This is a genomic window from Roseibium sp., from assembly GCF_025698965.1.
Lineage (GTDB): Bacteria > Pseudomonadota > Alphaproteobacteria > Rhizobiales > Stappiaceae > Roseibium.
In genome coordinates this window covers 1-15,358 of the sequence record NZ_JAILWL010000103.1, presented here as the reverse complement: position 1 = coordinate 15,358, position 15,358 = coordinate 1, and the positions used below count along the sequence as shown (strand labels likewise).

General features: G+C 57.5%; 10 protein-coding genes. All 10 read left to right on the top strand.

The annotated features are described in order from the left end of the window. Positions 1 to 450 (top strand): hypothetical protein (locus tag K5905_RS10645; RefSeq protein WP_297583418.1); only part of this gene is annotated, 450 nt, incomplete at its 5' end. A 61-nt stretch (positions 451 to 511) separates the two neighbouring features. Continuing rightward, positions 512 to 1,009, top strand: coding sequence for a hypothetical protein (locus tag K5905_RS10640; RefSeq protein WP_297583415.1), 498 nt, complete (start codon positions 512 to 514; stop codon positions 1,007 to 1,009). Positions 1,010 to 1,241: 232 nt separating this feature from the next. Further along, positions 1,242 to 2,630: an adenosylhomocysteinase gene (gene ahcY, locus K5905_RS10635; protein ID WP_297583412.1), complete on the top strand. Its 1,389-nt coding sequence runs from the start codon at positions 1,242 to 1,244 to the stop codon at positions 2,628 to 2,630. Between the two features lie 312 nt (positions 2,631 to 2,942). Beyond that, positions 2,943 to 5,387 (top strand): PAS domain-containing sensor histidine kinase, encoded by a 2,445-nt coding sequence (locus K5905_RS10630; RefSeq protein WP_297583409.1) that lies wholly within the window; start codon positions 2,943 to 2,945, stop codon positions 5,385 to 5,387. 11 nt (positions 5,388 to 5,398) lie between these two features. Beyond that, positions 5,399 to 6,925, top strand: a complete 1,527-nt coding sequence (gene tsaE, locus K5905_RS10625) for a tRNA (adenosine(37)-N6)-threonylcarbamoyltransferase complex ATPase subunit type 1 TsaE (protein ID WP_297583406.1) — start codon at positions 5,399 to 5,401, stop codon at positions 6,923 to 6,925. Between the two features lie 46 nt (positions 6,926 to 6,971). Next, positions 6,972 to 7,706, top strand: a complete 735-nt coding sequence (locus K5905_RS10620; protein ID WP_297583403.1) for a nucleotidyltransferase family protein — start codon at positions 6,972 to 6,974, stop codon at positions 7,704 to 7,706. Between the two features lie 2 nt (positions 7,707 to 7,708). Continuing rightward, positions 7,709 to 10,855, top strand: coding sequence for a double-strand break repair protein AddB (gene addB / locus K5905_RS10615; RefSeq protein ID WP_297583400.1), 3,147 nt, complete (start codon positions 7,709 to 7,711; stop codon positions 10,853 to 10,855). After that, positions 10,852 to 14,361, top strand: coding sequence for a double-strand break repair helicase AddA (gene addA / locus K5905_RS10610; protein WP_297583397.1), 3,510 nt, complete (start codon positions 10,852 to 10,854; stop codon positions 14,359 to 14,361). The genes addB and addA overlap by 4 nt, the downstream gene beginning before the upstream one ends. A gap of 85 nt (positions 14,362 to 14,446) precedes the next feature. Beyond that, positions 14,447 to 14,767 (top strand): thioredoxin, encoded by a 321-nt coding sequence (gene trxA, locus K5905_RS10605; RefSeq protein ID WP_297583394.1) that lies wholly within the window; start codon positions 14,447 to 14,449, stop codon positions 14,765 to 14,767. 146 nt (positions 14,768 to 14,913) lie between these two features. Further along, on the top strand, positions 14,914 to 15,358 hold a 445-nt coding region (grpE, locus tag K5905_RS10600; protein ID WP_297583391.1), incomplete at its 3' end, for a nucleotide exchange factor GrpE.

Sequence of the window (15,358 nt, the reverse complement as noted above, 5' to 3'; positions counted from 1 at the left end):
CTTCGCCTGCGATTGATGTTCGAGGCGATCCCCTGCCGGTTCGTTGTTGGTCAGGTCGACATTCAAACGCCTATCAACCGAGATATGGCCTGGAACATGCTGGGAGACGGACTGGCGGAAGCTCGGGAAAGGCTCAATCGGAAACAGGGTGAAAATGTTTACAGGTTCTCGCTGCTGCAGTCCCACACAAACGAAGGGTTGTACGCACAACAGCAGCTGTTGGACGCTTTCGGCTCCGTCCTGTCGGAAACAGAAACAGGTTGGTCTGACAAACAGCTGGAAACCATTCGTCTGTGGTTTTCGTTTGGCGGCGATGCCGACAGGATTGCCGAAGAACGCAATGTCACGAAACGATCTGTTTATTACACTTTGGAAACCGCAGGGTGGGAGACTTACCGGGAACGCCGCGATGCACTGCAGACTTTCCTGGCAAAGTGTATCAATCCCTAGTCACACGCTTTAGGCTCGCCCCGTCGCCGTCTCAACAACAGGTCCGGATCCAGGATACGCCATGATAGAGATATTGCTCCAGTCAATCGGCTATATCGTTCTGGCGTATCTGCTCTTCGATGTCGGGACCGGCTTCACAAAATACATTCTTGAAACCAGCGGTGCGGGCAAACGGGAACGGGCTCTGGCGCAGCGGAACCGCATGCAGGAGGCGGTGGTAAACGACGCTCCGGGGGCAACGAAAAATCAGGTGCGGAGTGCGCCCGGGGAAGAGGTTTCGAGCCCCGAAAACAAGTCCGGAAAATATATTGGCATTCTTGAACGTCTGCTCATTGTTGCCGGATTGGTCTGGAACAACTGGGAAATCATTCTGGCGGTGATCGCACTGAAAACAGTCGCGCGTCACAAGGAACTCGATCAAAAGATCGACGCCGAATATTTCCTGATCGGGTCTTTCGCAAGTATTGTTTGGGCCATCGGGATAGCCGTTCTGCTTGTTTTGTATGACCGGAATTTTGGCTTCGCCGTCCTGCCGACAACCTGGCTGTTCGGGGCATGATCTTCCCTGTTTGGCTCTGAAATATCAGTAGCACAGAAATCATATAAAGAATTCTTTATATCTTTATTGCGTGAAGTCGCGACCGGCGCTATAACCCAATTCAACGAATTCCGGACACGACCGGAAATCGGCTTGTGGCTGCCGAAATGCCTTCCGGTATTGGCCTTCAAAGGTGGCGGCTGCGCTTTCAAAGCCCGGCGTAATGAGCTGGATCTAACAGCAGGACACTTTCATGAACGACTACATTGTCAAAGATATCGGGCTCGCAGACTGGGGCCGCACCGAAATTGAAATCGCCGAGCACGAAATGCCGGGCCTGATGGCCTGCCGTGCTGAATACGGTGAAAGCAAGCCGCTGAAAGGCGCCCGCATTGCCGGCTCCCTGCACATGACCATTCAGACGGCCGTGCTGATCGAGACCCTGGTCGCGCTGGGCGCGGAAGTTCGCTGGGCTTCCTGTAACATCTACTCCACGCAGGACCAGGCAGCTGCTGCCATTGCGGCCGCAGGTGTTCCGGTCTTCGCCATCAAGGGCGAGACGCTGGAAGAGTACTGGGACTACGCGGACAAGATCTTCGATTTCCCCGATGGCGCCAACATGATCCTTGACGATGGCGGCGATGCAACGCTCTACATCCTGCTCGGGGCACGTGTGGAAGCTGGCGAAACAGACCTCATTGCCAATCCGCAGTCCGAAGAAGAGGAATGCCTCTTCGCCCAGATCAAAAAGCGTCTGGCCGCAAATCCGGGTTGGTTCACAAAGCAGCGTGATCTGATCCAGGGCGTTTCGGAAGAAACCACCACCGGTGTCCTGCGTCTTTACGAAATGCAGAAAAAAGGCGACCTGCCGTTCCCGGCGATCAACGTCAATGACAGCGTCACCAAGTCCAAATTCGACAACCGCTATGGCTGCCGTGAATCTCTCGTCGACGGCATCCGCCGTGGTACCGACGTGATGATGTCAGGCAAGGTGGCTGTGGTCTGCGGATACGGCGATGTTGGCAAAGGCTCTGCTCAGTCTCTGGCTGGCGCCGGTGCACGTGTGATCGTGACGGAAATCGACCCGATCTGTGCATTGCAGGCCTCCATGGACGGTTTTGAAGTCAAGACCATGGAACAGGCGCTGCCGGAAGGCGACATCTATGTCACCGCGACCGGTAACAAGGACATCATCACCTTCGACCACATGCGCGGCATGAAGGACATGGCCATTGTCTGCAACATCGGTCACTTCGACAACGAGATCCAGGTTGCGGCCCTGAAAAACACCAAGTGCCGCCCGGTCAAGGATCAGGTCGACATGTACGAATTCCCGGACGGGAAACGCATGATCCTGCTCTCGCAGGGCCGCCTGGTGAACCTTGGCAACGCAACCGGCCACCCGAGCTTCGTGATGTCTGCGAGCTTCACCAACCAGGTACTGGCGCAGATTGAGCTCTACACAAAGGGTGATCAGTACAAGAACGAGGTCTATGTGCTGCCGAAGCATCTGGACGAAAAGGTCGCACGCCTTCACCTTGAAAAACTCGGTGTCACGTTAACCGAATTGTCGAACGAGCAATCTCAATATCTGGGGATTAATAAAACCGGTCCGTTCAAGTCAGAGCACTACAAATACTGATTCCAGTATTTTAGACCACTAGATATTGTGAGTTGCCAGTTTCTGGCATGTGAACAAAAAATTGCAGGACCCTTCAATTTGAAGGGTCCTGTTAACTTTTCAGTTACGGACTCTTCTGCGCGATTCTCAAAAAGGTTATGGTTAAAACGAATCAGGGGCCAAGAGGCGAAAGTCTCTGATTTACTCCCGGAATCCGGGGGGCTGTTCCCGCAATTGCGGGACAATGCGGCGTAAGGGGACCATAACATGCCGATAGGCGGCAGAGACGGCGCGCGTTCACGTGCGGCGTGGCGAGATCGGAGTCTGAAAAGCGTGAAGCTTGGCGTCACCGCGGTGACTGCCTTTGGGGCAGCCTCTGGTCCGGCTGCAGCCGATATGCTTGCGGACACCACCGCTGCGATCAGTCCTGATACCATGATTCTCTTTGGAGCGCTCGGGGGCATGTGTGCCTTTGCCGTCACCGCGGCGATCGCACTTGTCCGCCACCGCAAGCAATCGGCCCTGCTCATCGGAGCCCTGGAAAAACAGAAGAGCGATCTGAAATTCCGCGTCGACCGTCTTGAGGCAATGTTGAACACGGACGAGCAGCGTGTGATCGTTTGGACTGGCAATGGCGCAATGCCTCAGATATGGGGTGTTCTGCCAGACAAATCCGGTGTGCCGCGTCCACCGGCACAGCTATTGGCTTTCGGCAGTTGGCTTACTGCCAAATGCGCTGGTGATCTTGAACGCCATCTGGACATGTTGTTCCGCACCGGAGAAGCCTTCACCTCAACGCTGAAAACCAGAACCGGAACCTATGTAGAAGCACTTGGCCGCACGACCGGCGGTGCCGTTGTTCTGCGCTTGAGGGACCTGACCGGCGAGCGTCAGATGCAGGCGGAGCTTGCCGCGCGCAACGCCAAAATCTCCGGCGAGCTTCACATGCTGCATTCACTCCTCGACGCCATGCCGGCGCCGGCCTGGCAGCGGGATGCGGAAGGCAAGCTGATCTGGGCCAATGGCGCCTATGCCGAAGCCGTGGAGATGTTGGACGCGGAAAGTGCGGTCAGGGAGGGGGCGGCTTTCCTCGATGCCGCTGCACGCACCGCAATGGCGGTTCAACGCACGGAAGATGGCTGCTTCAACGCAAGAATTCCAATTGTCGCTTCCGGCGAGCGTCGAGTTTTCGAAGTCACTGACGTCAATGCAAATGTCGGCGGAGCCGGTGTTGCCGTGGATATCAGTGAGTTGGAACAGGCCAAGAAAGAACTCGGGCGGGCCGAGGATTTCCATGGCCGAACCCTCGATCAGCTTGCGGCGGCGGTTGCGATCTACAGCAACGACCGCAAGCTGCAATTCTACAACGCTGCCTTCCGTCAGCTTTGGGATCTTGATTCCACCTTCCTGGAAAGCCGGCCGGAAGATGGTGCCGTTCTGGATGCATTGCGCGCTGCACGTAAAATTCCAGAACAGGCCGACTATCGCGGCTGGCGCAACAAGATGCTGGAGGGCTATCAGTCGCTGGAGGCCCGCGAAAGCTGGTGGCATTTGCCCGATGGCCGCACATTGCGCGTCATTGCGAACCCGCATCCGCAGGGCGGGGTCACCTATATCTATGAAAACGTAACCGAGCAGCTGGATCTGGAAAGCCGCTATAACGCCTTGACCCGGGTTCAGGGCGAAACGCTCGACAATCTGTCTGAAGCCGTTGCCGTGTTCGGGTCGGATGGCCGTCTGCGTCTGTGGAATCCTGCATTCGGCCGCATCTGGAACCTCGAAGAAGGTCAGCTGTCCGAACTGCCCCATGTGAACCAGGTTGTGTCCGCGTGTACTTTGAACGACACGGAAGCCGAGGCCTGGGAGCAACTGGCCGGCAACGTGACAGGTCTTCTGGACAATCGTACCCAGAAAGTCAGCCGTCTGGAACGTCACAATGGTGACGTCCTGGACTACGCCACCGTTCCGCTGCCCGATGGTGGAACTCTGGTCACCTTTGTCGATGTGACCGACAGCGTGAATGTCGAGCGTGCGCTTCTTGAAAAGAACGAGGCATTGGAGCAGGCCGACCAGATCAAGAATGCCTTCATCCAGCATGTTTCCTATGAGTTGCGCTCGCCATTGACCAATATCATCGGCTTCGCCCAACTTCTTGCAGATCCGAAATTCGGCGAACTTTCCGAAAAGCAGGGCGAATACGCCGAATACATTCAATCCTCCTCTTCTGCTCTCCTGGCCATCATCAACGACATTCTGGATCTTGCGACGCTCGACGCCGGTATCATGGAGCTGGACCTGGGCGAGGTCGATGTCGCTGACACCGTATCCGCTGCGGTTGAGGGGCTGAAGGACCGGATTGCCGAGGCCAGGATCAACCTGCGCACCCATGTGCCTGACGACATCGGTGTCATGATTGCCGACGAGAAGCGTCTTCGGCAGGTGTTGTTCAACCTGATTTCCAACGCCGTGCGCTATTCGGAACCCGATGGCGTTGTTGACGTCAGCTGCGATCGCGACGACGATAAGGTGACATTTGTCGTGAAGGATCACGGCTACGGTATTCCGGCCGAAATCCTGACCCAGGTTTTCAACCGTTTCGTCGGACATGACACCGGTGCCCGGCGCCAGGGGGCAGGACTTGGTCTTGCGATCGTCAAGAGTTTTGTGGAACTGCATGGCGGCACGGTCGACATCATTTCCGCCGAAGGCGAAGGCACCACGGTAACCTGTTCGTTCCCGGCGCGTCCGGAACTGGCGGATCAGGCCGCCGCCGAATAGGACGCCGGCTGATGGCTGACAACGAACTTCGGTATTTGCCGACAGGTTTCCTTGAATTCCCGATTTCCGACGAACCCGGAACACACAGGCTCGCCAATGATCTGGCCATGGTGCTCAGGCCCGGTGACGTCATTTGCCTGTCCGGTGATCTTGGAGCCGGTAAATCCACATTCGCACGCGCCTTGATCCGTTCATTTGCAGGCGACCCGGACCTGGAAGTTCCGAGCCCGACTTTCACCTTGGTTCAGAGCTACGAATTTGACCGGTTCGATCTTTCTCATTTCGACCTCTACCGTCTGGAAGATCCGGAAGAACTTGAGGAGCTTGGTCTTGAGGATCTGCTGGAGACCGGAGTTGCGCTGATTGAGTGGCCTGAGATGGCGGAAGACCTGTTGCCGCGCCATGCGCTATGGGTGCAGATCACGCAGCCGGAAGAAGACGGTGACCGGCGTCGGTTCACATTCTTTTCCGAAAATTCAGAGTGGCAGACACGCATCAAGCTGACACTGGCCATCCGCGACTTTCTTGACACGGCGCAATTTGCTGGTGCGGAGCGCAGATTTCTTGCCGGAGACGCGTCTCTCAGAACATTTGAAACGGTGACACAAGGGGCTGACAGAGCAGTGCTGATGCGCTGGCCGTTTCACGACGGCGCCTTGTCTGCACCTATTCGGGCCTACATGGAAAAAGTCCATCTGGCACAGGATTGCCGGTCGGTGATCGCAATCGGGTCGGAACTTCGCGACCGCGGTTTCCTTGCAGCCGAAATCTATGCGGCAGACCTTGACAACGGTTTGATCCTGTCTCAGGACCTTGGCAGCGAAACCATCGTTGAAGACGGCAAGCCGGTACCCGAGCGTTACCGTGTGGCGGTGGATATTCTGGCCAGGATGCATGGCCAAAGCTGGCCGGCGACGGTCAAGGTCAGAGACGGCAAGGATTATAAGGTCCCTGCCTACTCAACCGAAGCCCTCATTGCCGAAGCATCGCTGTTTCTGGACTGGTATGTACCGGAGGTCACCGGACAGCCGGCCGATCAACAAACTCGTCTCGAATTTGAAACCCTGTGGCGAACCTGCCTGGAACGGGTTGCTTCTGCGCAGCACGGCTGGGTGTTGCGTGATTTTCATTCTCCCAATCTCCTGTGGCAGCAAGAAGCAGATGGACTGAACCGAATTGGCTTGATCGACCTTCAGGATACAGTGATTGGGCCGGTCGCTTATGATGTCGCTTCGTTGTTGTTCGATGCCCGGACCGATATTTGCGAAGAGCTGGAAACCGGGCTCCTTGATGCCTATGTCTCAGCAAGGGAAAATCAGTCCTCCGAATTCGACAGGTCAGGCTTTTCAAACGCCTATTCGGTGATGGCGGCTCAGCGGAATTCAAAGCTTCTGGGGATATTTGTCCGCCTGGCACGCAGAGATGGAAAACCGGCATATTTGCGCCACCTGCCACGTATACTGGGCTATCTTGACAGGGTTCTTGACAGGCCGGGCATGTCGGACTTGAAAGACTGGTACGCACGCTACCGGACGTGAGGCGGACAGCGCCTATGCAACCGGTCGCAATGATTTGAGTTATGCCATGACAGACACACGGTTTCGTCCTTCCAATGCTATGATCCTGGCTGCAGGCCTGGGTAAGCGCATGCGCCCGTTAACGGCGACAACACCCAAGCCGCTGATCGAGGTGAACGGGCAGGCCCTGATTGATCACGGCATTGACAGACTGGTTGCAGCTGGCGTCCAGACTTGTGTTGTCAATGTACATTATCTGGCGGACCTGGTTGAAGTTCATGTCCGGCGCCGCAACGATATCGAGATCGTGGTCTCCGATGAGCGAGATCAGCTTCTGGAAACCGGTGGCGGGATCAACAAGGCGCTGCCCTTGCTTGGGCAAGAACCGTTCTTTCAGTTGAATGCGGACACCTGTTACTGGATCGAAGGCGTAAAGCCAAACCTGGAACATATGATTGATGCCTGGGATGGCGATCGGATGGACGCTCTGCTGCTTGTTGCGGAAACCGTGAAGTCGGTGGGATATGCCGGTCGCGGTGATTTCGACATGGCCAAGGACGGCAGCTTGTCCCGGCGTCCGGAAAAGAATGTCACGCCTTTTGCCTATGCCGGTGCCGCGATCCTTCATCCAAGATTTTTCGAAGGCGCTCCCGACGGTCCCTTTTCCATGAACATCCTGTTTGACAGGGCCATTGAAAACGGCCGCCTCTTCGGTGTCCAGATGGAAGGTCTCTGGCTTCATATCGGCACACCGGATGCGATTCAGGCAGCCGAATATGCCGTGCGCGAGAGTGCTGCCTGAGGATGGTCGAGCGCGCGCGCCTCTATTCCATCCCGGCTGCCGTCCCGTTTCTGAAAACGCTTGTCGATACGCTCGTCGACGGGACACTCGTTCCCGGCTTCCGCCCGATCGACGATCCCTTGTTGCTGCCGACAGCCACGCTCTACCTGCCGACACGGCGGGCTGCGCGTCTGTTGCCGGATCTGTTTCAGGAAAAATTTGGCGGCAAACCTGTTCTGCTTCCGGCAATTCGGCCTGTAGGTGATGCGGATGAAGATGCGCACAGTCTGACCAGTGACCCGGATCTTGAGCCTTTGCCACCTGCAATACCCTTGCTGGAACGTCACCTGGCAATGACACGGCTGGTGAAAGCCTGGAAAGGGATGCTCCGCCGCGAAGCCTTGAGCCTTCGGTCCGACGAGCCTTTGGGCTTGCCGGCATCGACTGCCGATGCCGCGTGGCTCGCCGGTGACCTGCTTTCCCTGATGGACGAAGTTGAGACCGAGGAAGCCGAATGGTCCGATCTTGCCGGTCTGGTTCCCGAAGAACATGCCCGCTACTGGCAGATCACTCTGGATTTTCTGAAAATCGTGCAGGAGGCATGGCCGGCTCATCTGGCAGAACTCGGCCGGATGGACCCGAAGGCACGGCGCTCCGCTTTGATCAGACGCGAAGCCGCACGTCTTGCGACGGCAACCCCTCGAGGACCTGTTATTGTTGCCGGTGTGACAGGCTCGGTTCCGGCAACTGCAGAGCTTTTGAAGGTCGTTTCGGAACTGAAACGGGGCGCAATTGTTCTGCCCGGCCTCGACAGGCACCTCGATGACCGGTCCTGGTCGGTGCTTGGCCAACGGGAAACCGCGACGGCTGTCAAAGGTCATTCGTTCGGCAAGGATGTGCCGTGTCTACCCTCGCATCCGCAATATTCCCTCAAGCAGCTCCTGGGGCGTCTGGGTGTCGACCGGTCAAAGATTAGGGATCTCGGAATTCAGCCATCTCCTGAACTTGCAATGCGAGAAAACCTTGTTTCGGAAGCACTGAGACCGGCCGATACCTCAGACGCCTGGACGACGTATCTTGAAGCGACGCCCGAGGAATGCCGTAAAGACGCTCTTGAAAACGTCGCGGTCCTGACTGCCCGAAACGAAGCCGATGAAGCGTTGAGCGTTGCGATTGCGTTGCGCGAAACGCTGGAGCGAGGGGAAACCGCAGCGCTCATCTCGCCGGACAGAATGCTGACCAGAAGAGTCGCTGCCGAGCTGGCGCGCTGGAACATTCAGGTAGACGACAGCGCCGGTCGGCCACTGGACCAGACTGCACCGGCTATTCTTGCGCTGCTTGGCGCCAAACTTGCGCTGAACGGTTGTGAACCGATTGATCTGCTCGCTCTTTTGAAACATCCCCTGGCGCGGCTCGGTCTTCCGGTCAAGGACATCCGGTCCGCGGCGCGCGCGCTGGAACGAGGGGTCATTCGTGGGCCCCGGGCGCGGCCCGGAACGGAAGGGCTGAAAGCAGCCATCGAGGCAAGCCGCGCCGAAGCCGGAAAGGCTCATACGCCGCGCTGGAAAAAGATCCATGATGGTGACTGGGATGTGATTGCCGATCTTGTCACCCGGCTTTTGGTCGCGCTGGCACCGCTGGAAGAGCTCTCGCAAAGCGCGGACGGAGTTTCCGTTACCGAGCTGACCAGACGCCATGTCGAGGTCGTTCAGGCCATTGCGGTTGATGATGCCGGATCGGTTGACGAGCTTTTTGCGGGAGAGGCAGGCGACGCCCTTGCACAGTTTCTGACTGGCCTTTTGGAAGCGGAAGCCAGTGGCCTGGAAATTCCACCGGGAGAATGGCCGTCCGTGCTGCCTGCACTGATGTCGGGTCAGGCCGTGCGCCGCCGCTTGCCCGGAGATCCGAGGATCCAGATCCTAGGTCCGATGGAAGCCCGGTTGCAGTCCTTCGACTTCGTCGTCATGGGTGGACTCAACGAAGGTGTCTGGCCACAGCGCACCAGAAACGATCCCTGGCTGAACCGGCCGATGAAACGGGATATGGGACTGGAGCCACCGGAACGCAGGCTTGGTGCGGCAGCTCATGATTTTGCGCAAGGATTGGGTGCAAGGCGGGTTTTGCTGTCTCGCGCTGGCCGCGCCGACGGTGCGCCGACCGTTGCCTCCCGCTGGCTTCAAAGGTTGACGACCCTCGCAGGACCGCAGGTGACAGGCCTGATGGAGGAAAAAGGTGCTGTCTATTCAAGGCTCGCATCCTTGCTGGATCGGTCGACGGGTCCTGTCCGTCCGGCCGAAAGACCCAGCCCGAGGCCTCCTTTGAAAGCCCGACCTGCGTCCTTGTCGATCACCGAAATTGAACGCTTGATCCGCGATCCCTACGCGATCTATGCCCGCCATGTCCTCGAGTTGCAGCCCGTCGATCCGATTGGCGGAGAACCGGGGGCCGCGGACAAGGGCAATCTCGTTCATGATGCACTGGCCGAGTTTCTTGGTTCCTGGTCCGGACCGTTCGATGACGATGCCGTCTTGGCGCTTACCCAAATTGGTGAGCGCCTGTTTGAACCATTGGATGCCTTTCCGGTGGTCCGGGCACTTTGGTGGCCACGTTTTGTGAGGGTTGCTGCCGGATTTGTCGGTTATGAGGCTGTTCGCAGCCATCAGATTGAAAAGCGGTTCCTGGAGATAGGCGGCGGTGTCGAGCTGAAGCTGCCTGGATTTGATTTTCGTCTGAGAGGTCGAGCCGACAGGATCGATCTGCTGACAAACGGCGGGTTGTCGGTCATCGATTACAAGACCGGGCAGGTGCCGTCTCAAAAGCAGGTCGACGCCCTTCTATCGCCTCAGCTGCTATTGGAAGCGGCCATGATCCGGAGGCGAGGCTTCAAGGATGTTCCCGCCGACGTGCCGATTTCGGAACTTCTTTATCTCCAGCTGAAAGGTGGTGCCGAGCCGGTCGTTGAGGCAAAGCGCAATCCGAAGGAAACCGAGCTGGAAGATCTGGTCGAAGATGCCTGGGCACGACTGGAGCAGCTGATCTCCCATTACGCCAAGGTCGAGACCGGTTACCGCTCCCGTGCACGGATCCTTCGTGAGCGTCAGATTGACGGCGTTTATGACCACCTCGCCCGCACGCAGGAATGGGTACTTGGCGGGGAGGAGGTGTCATGAGTGGCATTGATATTCCGCTTCTCACCAGAGAGCGTCAGGATCTTGCCTCCCGCCCGCGCGCCTCGGCCTGGGTGAGCGCCAATGCTGGCTCCGGCAAGACCTTCGTGCTGTCGCGGCGCGTCGTCCGGCTTCTGCTCGACGGCACCGACCCTTCCCGGATTCTCGCTCTGACATTCACCAAGGCCGCTGCCGCTGAAATGGCGACCCGTGTCTTCAAGATCCTCGGCACCTGGGTGACGATGGCGGACGGTGAGCTCAGCGTCGAACTTCAGGACATTGAGGGCCGAAAACCGGATGCAGCCAGGCTGGCGATGGCCAGACGCCTGTTCGCCCGGGCTCTGGAGACGCCAGGTGGCCTGAAAATCCAGACCATTCACGGGTTTTGCGAGTCTCTGCTGCACCAGTTTCCGTTGGAAGCCAACGTTGCCGGGCATTTCTCCGTTCTGGACGACAGGGTGGCTGCGGAGCTGATGGCAGAAGCCCGCGCCAGCGTGTTGCACAAGGCGGAAACGGAACCGGACAGCAGCTTCGGTCAGGCGCTTGCGTCCGTGATCGATCTGATGAGCGATGGCGGTGCCCAGAAGGCTCTGGACGAACTGATCCAGAGACGTGACGCCTTTCGCCGCTGGACGGTCGACGCCGGGGATCTGGAAACGGCACTTGAGGAATTGGCGGCGCTTCTGAAAATTGATCCTTCTACGCGGCTTGGCGATTTCGACAACCGTTTCAGGGACGAATGCCCTTTCGACCTGAACACCTGTCTCAGTTACGCTGAAGCTTTGAAAACGGGAACCAAGACGGATCAGGCCCGGGCAGATGCGCTCGTCGATGCGATAAAAATAAGCACTCCCGACGCCTTCCGTGAAGCCTGGTTGCAGATATTCCTGACCGGAAAGCTGGAGCCGAGAAAGTCCCTGGCGACGAAAAAGATCGCTGACACATATCCGGACATGATTGAAGCGCTTGTCGGTGAACAATCGCGTCTGATGACGCTGCTGGAGGAACGGCGCAGGGTTGCGACTTTCGAGGGAACCGTTTCTCTGCTCCGTCTGGCCGATGCGGTCATCCGCCACTATGATCGGGCCAAGACAGCGCGTGGCTATCTGGATTTTGAAGATCTGGTCGTCAAGACCGCAACCCTGTTGCAAAAGTCCGATGCCGCGCTTTGGGTTCAGTACAAACTTGATCAGGGCCTCGATCATATTCTGGTCGATGAAGCGCAGGATACCAGCCCGCGCCAATGGGAAGTGGTCACGTCATTGGCATCGGAGTTCTTCTCCGGCAGTGGTGCACATGAACGAACCCGGACGCTGTTTGCCGTTGGCGATGAAAAGCAGTCGATCTATTCGTTCCAGGGCGCGGTGCCGGCTTATTTCGATCTGATGCGGCGTGAGTTTTCCAAAAGTGCAGAAGCAGCTGAGCAGGAATTTCATTCCGTCAATCTGCAGCTTTCCTTCCGCTCGACACCGGACGTGCTGGGTGCAGTCGACAGGGTGTTTCGCGACGTCACCGCGCACAAGGGCCTCTCCCAGGAAACTACCGCACCGGTGCATGAAGCAATCCGCAGGGACCCGGGCATCGTCGATCTCTGGCCATTGGAAGCCGAAGCCGAAATCGAGGAACCGGAAGACTGGCGTCAGCCGATTGACCATGTTGGCTCGGGCAGTCCGATGCTCAAGGTTGCCAAACGTGTTGCGTCGGAAATTGCCGGCTGGATGCGCAATGGAACTGCGGAACCCGGCGATGTCATGATCTTGGTACGCAAGCGCGGGCCCTTTGTCGATGCGCTCAACCGCGAACTCAAGCAGCTCGATATTCCGGCCGCAGGCAGCGACCGGCTGGTGCTGACCGACCACATTGCGGTTCAGGATCTGGCAGCGCTTGGCCGTTTCCTGCTGTTGCCGGAAGATGACTTGTCGCTGGCCTGCGTCCTCAGGAGCCCGCTTTTCGATCTCACGGATGAAGAGCTTTTCGAGGTCGCACGAGAAACACCGGAAAAGATCCGTCCGGGAACATTGTGGCAGATGCTGGTCAAGCGTTCGGAAGGTTCTGAAAAATGGCAGGTGGTGCGCGCAAAACTGGAAGACTGGCGCGCTCGCGCCGATTTTGTGCCACCTTACGAGTTCTATGCGCGTCTGCTTGGAGCTGATGGAGGGCGACAAGCTTTCCGGGCCCGGCTCGGCGTTGAAGTGGATGATGTCCTTGACGAATTCCTGGCACTGACAATTGCCTATGAGCAGGCAGGAACACCGGGTCTTGAAGGTTTTCTCGCCTGGATGGCAGCGGCGCCGACCGAAATCAAACGCGAACTGACCAACACCAAAGGCATGGTACGGATCATGACCGTACATGGGTCCAAAGGCCTGGAAGCCAGGATCGTTGTGCTGGTTGATCCAGGGGCGGCCCCGGTGAGTGCCATTCACGATCCGTCTTTCCTGCCGCGTCAACGTTTGCAGAACGACCTGCTTCCACCGGCACTTGTCTGGCTGCCGCCCAAGACAGACCGGACGGCATGGCATGACGATGCGGTGGAACAGCTGCGCGATGGGCAGGAAGAGGAATACCGGCGTCTGCTCTATGTCGCGCTTACACGGGCGGAGGATCGCTTGATCGTTTGCGGTTGGGAACCGAAGCGCGGCGCCCATGAGAACTGCTGGTATTCCATGGTCGAACGGGCGCTGAAGCCGGAGGCGCGCGAGTTGACCGATTCAGCCAGCGAGGTGGTCGGGTGGCGCTGGCAGCAAAGTTCCGATGAACCGACGTCCGGGAAAGGCGATACGGCGCCTTCCGACCAGCGGGAACTGACCGCGGAAGAAACGCTGCCTTCCTGGCTGAATGAACCTGTGAAGCCATTGCCAAAGAAAAAACGCCTGCAGCCTTCCAGAGCCTTTGAGGAAATGGAAGGAAAGGACGGCGTAACGCCGATGCCGGCTGTTGTGCGGCTGCAATCGCGTAATCAACCGGCTTCCTGGCCCCTGGAAAAGGGACGGATCGTGCACCGTTTGCTCGAGCTCCTGCCGCAAATCGAAGAAGTAGACCGTGCCTCAGCGGCCCGAAATTATCTGTCTCAAACTCTGCAGCCGGAATTTGAGCGCTACGGCGATGGACTGCTGCAGGAGGTTCAGAACATACTCGACAGGCAGGACTTTGCGTCGCTCTTTACCCATGCAGCGCGGGTTGAAGTTCCCTTGGTTGGAACGATTCGTTCGAGCAACGGCACACAAGTGGAGGTCTCGGGTCAGATCGACCGGCTTCTGGTTGAGGATAACCGGGTTGTGATTGTGGATTATAAGACCAATTTCAATCCGCCGAATTCGGCTTCGGATGTGCCGCTCGAATATCGCGCACAGCTTTGTGTTTACAGGGAAATGCTGAAGCAGATTTATCCGGACAGGGAAATTGCCGCCTGTCTCCTCTGGACGGCGGCACCATCCCTGATGGAAATTCCGTCCGAGATCCTGGATCAAACCTTCATCAGCCTGCGTCCCGACGGCACGGCAGCTTGACGACGGGCCTGCCGCTTCCTACGTTCGGGCCAACTGATGCGTTTACATAGGGTAGGCGCGACACAAAGAACCACGAGATCTTGTTATGGCAACCACTCAAGTTACCGATGCTTCCTTCGAATCCGAAGTTCTGAAATCCGATGCCCCGGTCGTTGTCGATTTTTGGGCCGAATGGTGCGGTCCTTGTAAGATGATTGCTCCGGCACTGGAGGAAATCTCGGAAGAAATGGGAAGCCAGGTGAAAATCACCAAGCTGAACATCGATGAGAACCAGGACATGGCCATGAAATATGGCGTTCGCTCCATTCCGATGCTGATCCTGTTCAAGGATGGTGAACCGATGGCAACCCAGGTTGGCGCCGCGCCGAAAGGCAAGTTGTCCGACTGGATCAAGAGCGCCCTTTAATCGCTGTTTGCCTGCGGCCAGCCGGCTGTGGATCCCATATGAGCGCATCCGGCGGATAAGCAAGTGCTTGTCCGCCGATCCTCTTTGAAAATCCGTGCAACCGGTCGTATAAGCAGGCACAGACAGTTGAGCCGAACGGAACATTCATGAGTGACGAAAACAAAACCCCGGAAGAACAGCCGGCAAGTGTGACCCCGGATAACGAAACCGCTACAGCGCAACCCGATGCTGCTGAAGACGCGGGTATGGATCCGGTCGAAGTGCTGCAAGTTGAAAATGCGGATCTGAAAGACCGTGCTCTTCGAACAATGGCCGAAATGGAAAACCTGCGCCGGCGCACCGAAAAGGAAATCAAGGACGCACGTCAATATGCCGTGTCTGGCTTCGCGCGCGATATGCTGACGGTTTCCGACAATCTGCGCCGTGCGCTGGATGCCTTGCCGGAAGAGGACCGCAAAAACGCCGATGCCGGCATTGCGTCCCTGATTGAAGGTGTTGAGATGATCGAACGGGATCTGCTCAACCAGCTTGAAAAGAACGGCGTGAAGAAACTGGAACCGGAAGGCCAGAAATTCGACCCGAATTTCCATC

Bases quoted from the DNA above. Each gene is read 5' to 3' on its own strand.
- K5905_RS10640 (WP_297583415.1), top strand. From the start codon at position 512: ATGATAGAGATATTGCTCCAGTCAATCGGCTATATCGTTCTGGCGTAT.
- ahcY (WP_297583412.1), top strand. From the start codon at position 1,242: ATGAACGACTACATTGTCAAAGATATCGGGCTCGCAGACTGGGGCCGC.
- trxA (WP_297583394.1), top strand. From the start codon at position 14,447: ATGGCAACCACTCAAGTTACCGATGCTTCCTTCGAATCCGAAGTTCTG.
- K5905_RS10620 (WP_297583403.1), top strand. From the start codon at position 6,972: ATGACAGACACACGGTTTCGTCCTTCCAATGCTATGATCCTGGCTGCA.
- tsaE (WP_297583406.1), top strand. From the start codon at position 5,399: ATGGCTGACAACGAACTTCGGTATTTGCCGACAGGTTTCCTTGAATTC.
- addB (WP_297583400.1), top strand. From the start codon at position 7,709: ATGGTCGAGCGCGCGCGCCTCTATTCCATCCCGGCTGCCGTCCCGTTT.
- addA (WP_297583397.1), top strand. From the start codon at position 10,852: ATGAGTGGCATTGATATTCCGCTTCTCACCAGAGAGCGTCAGGATCTT.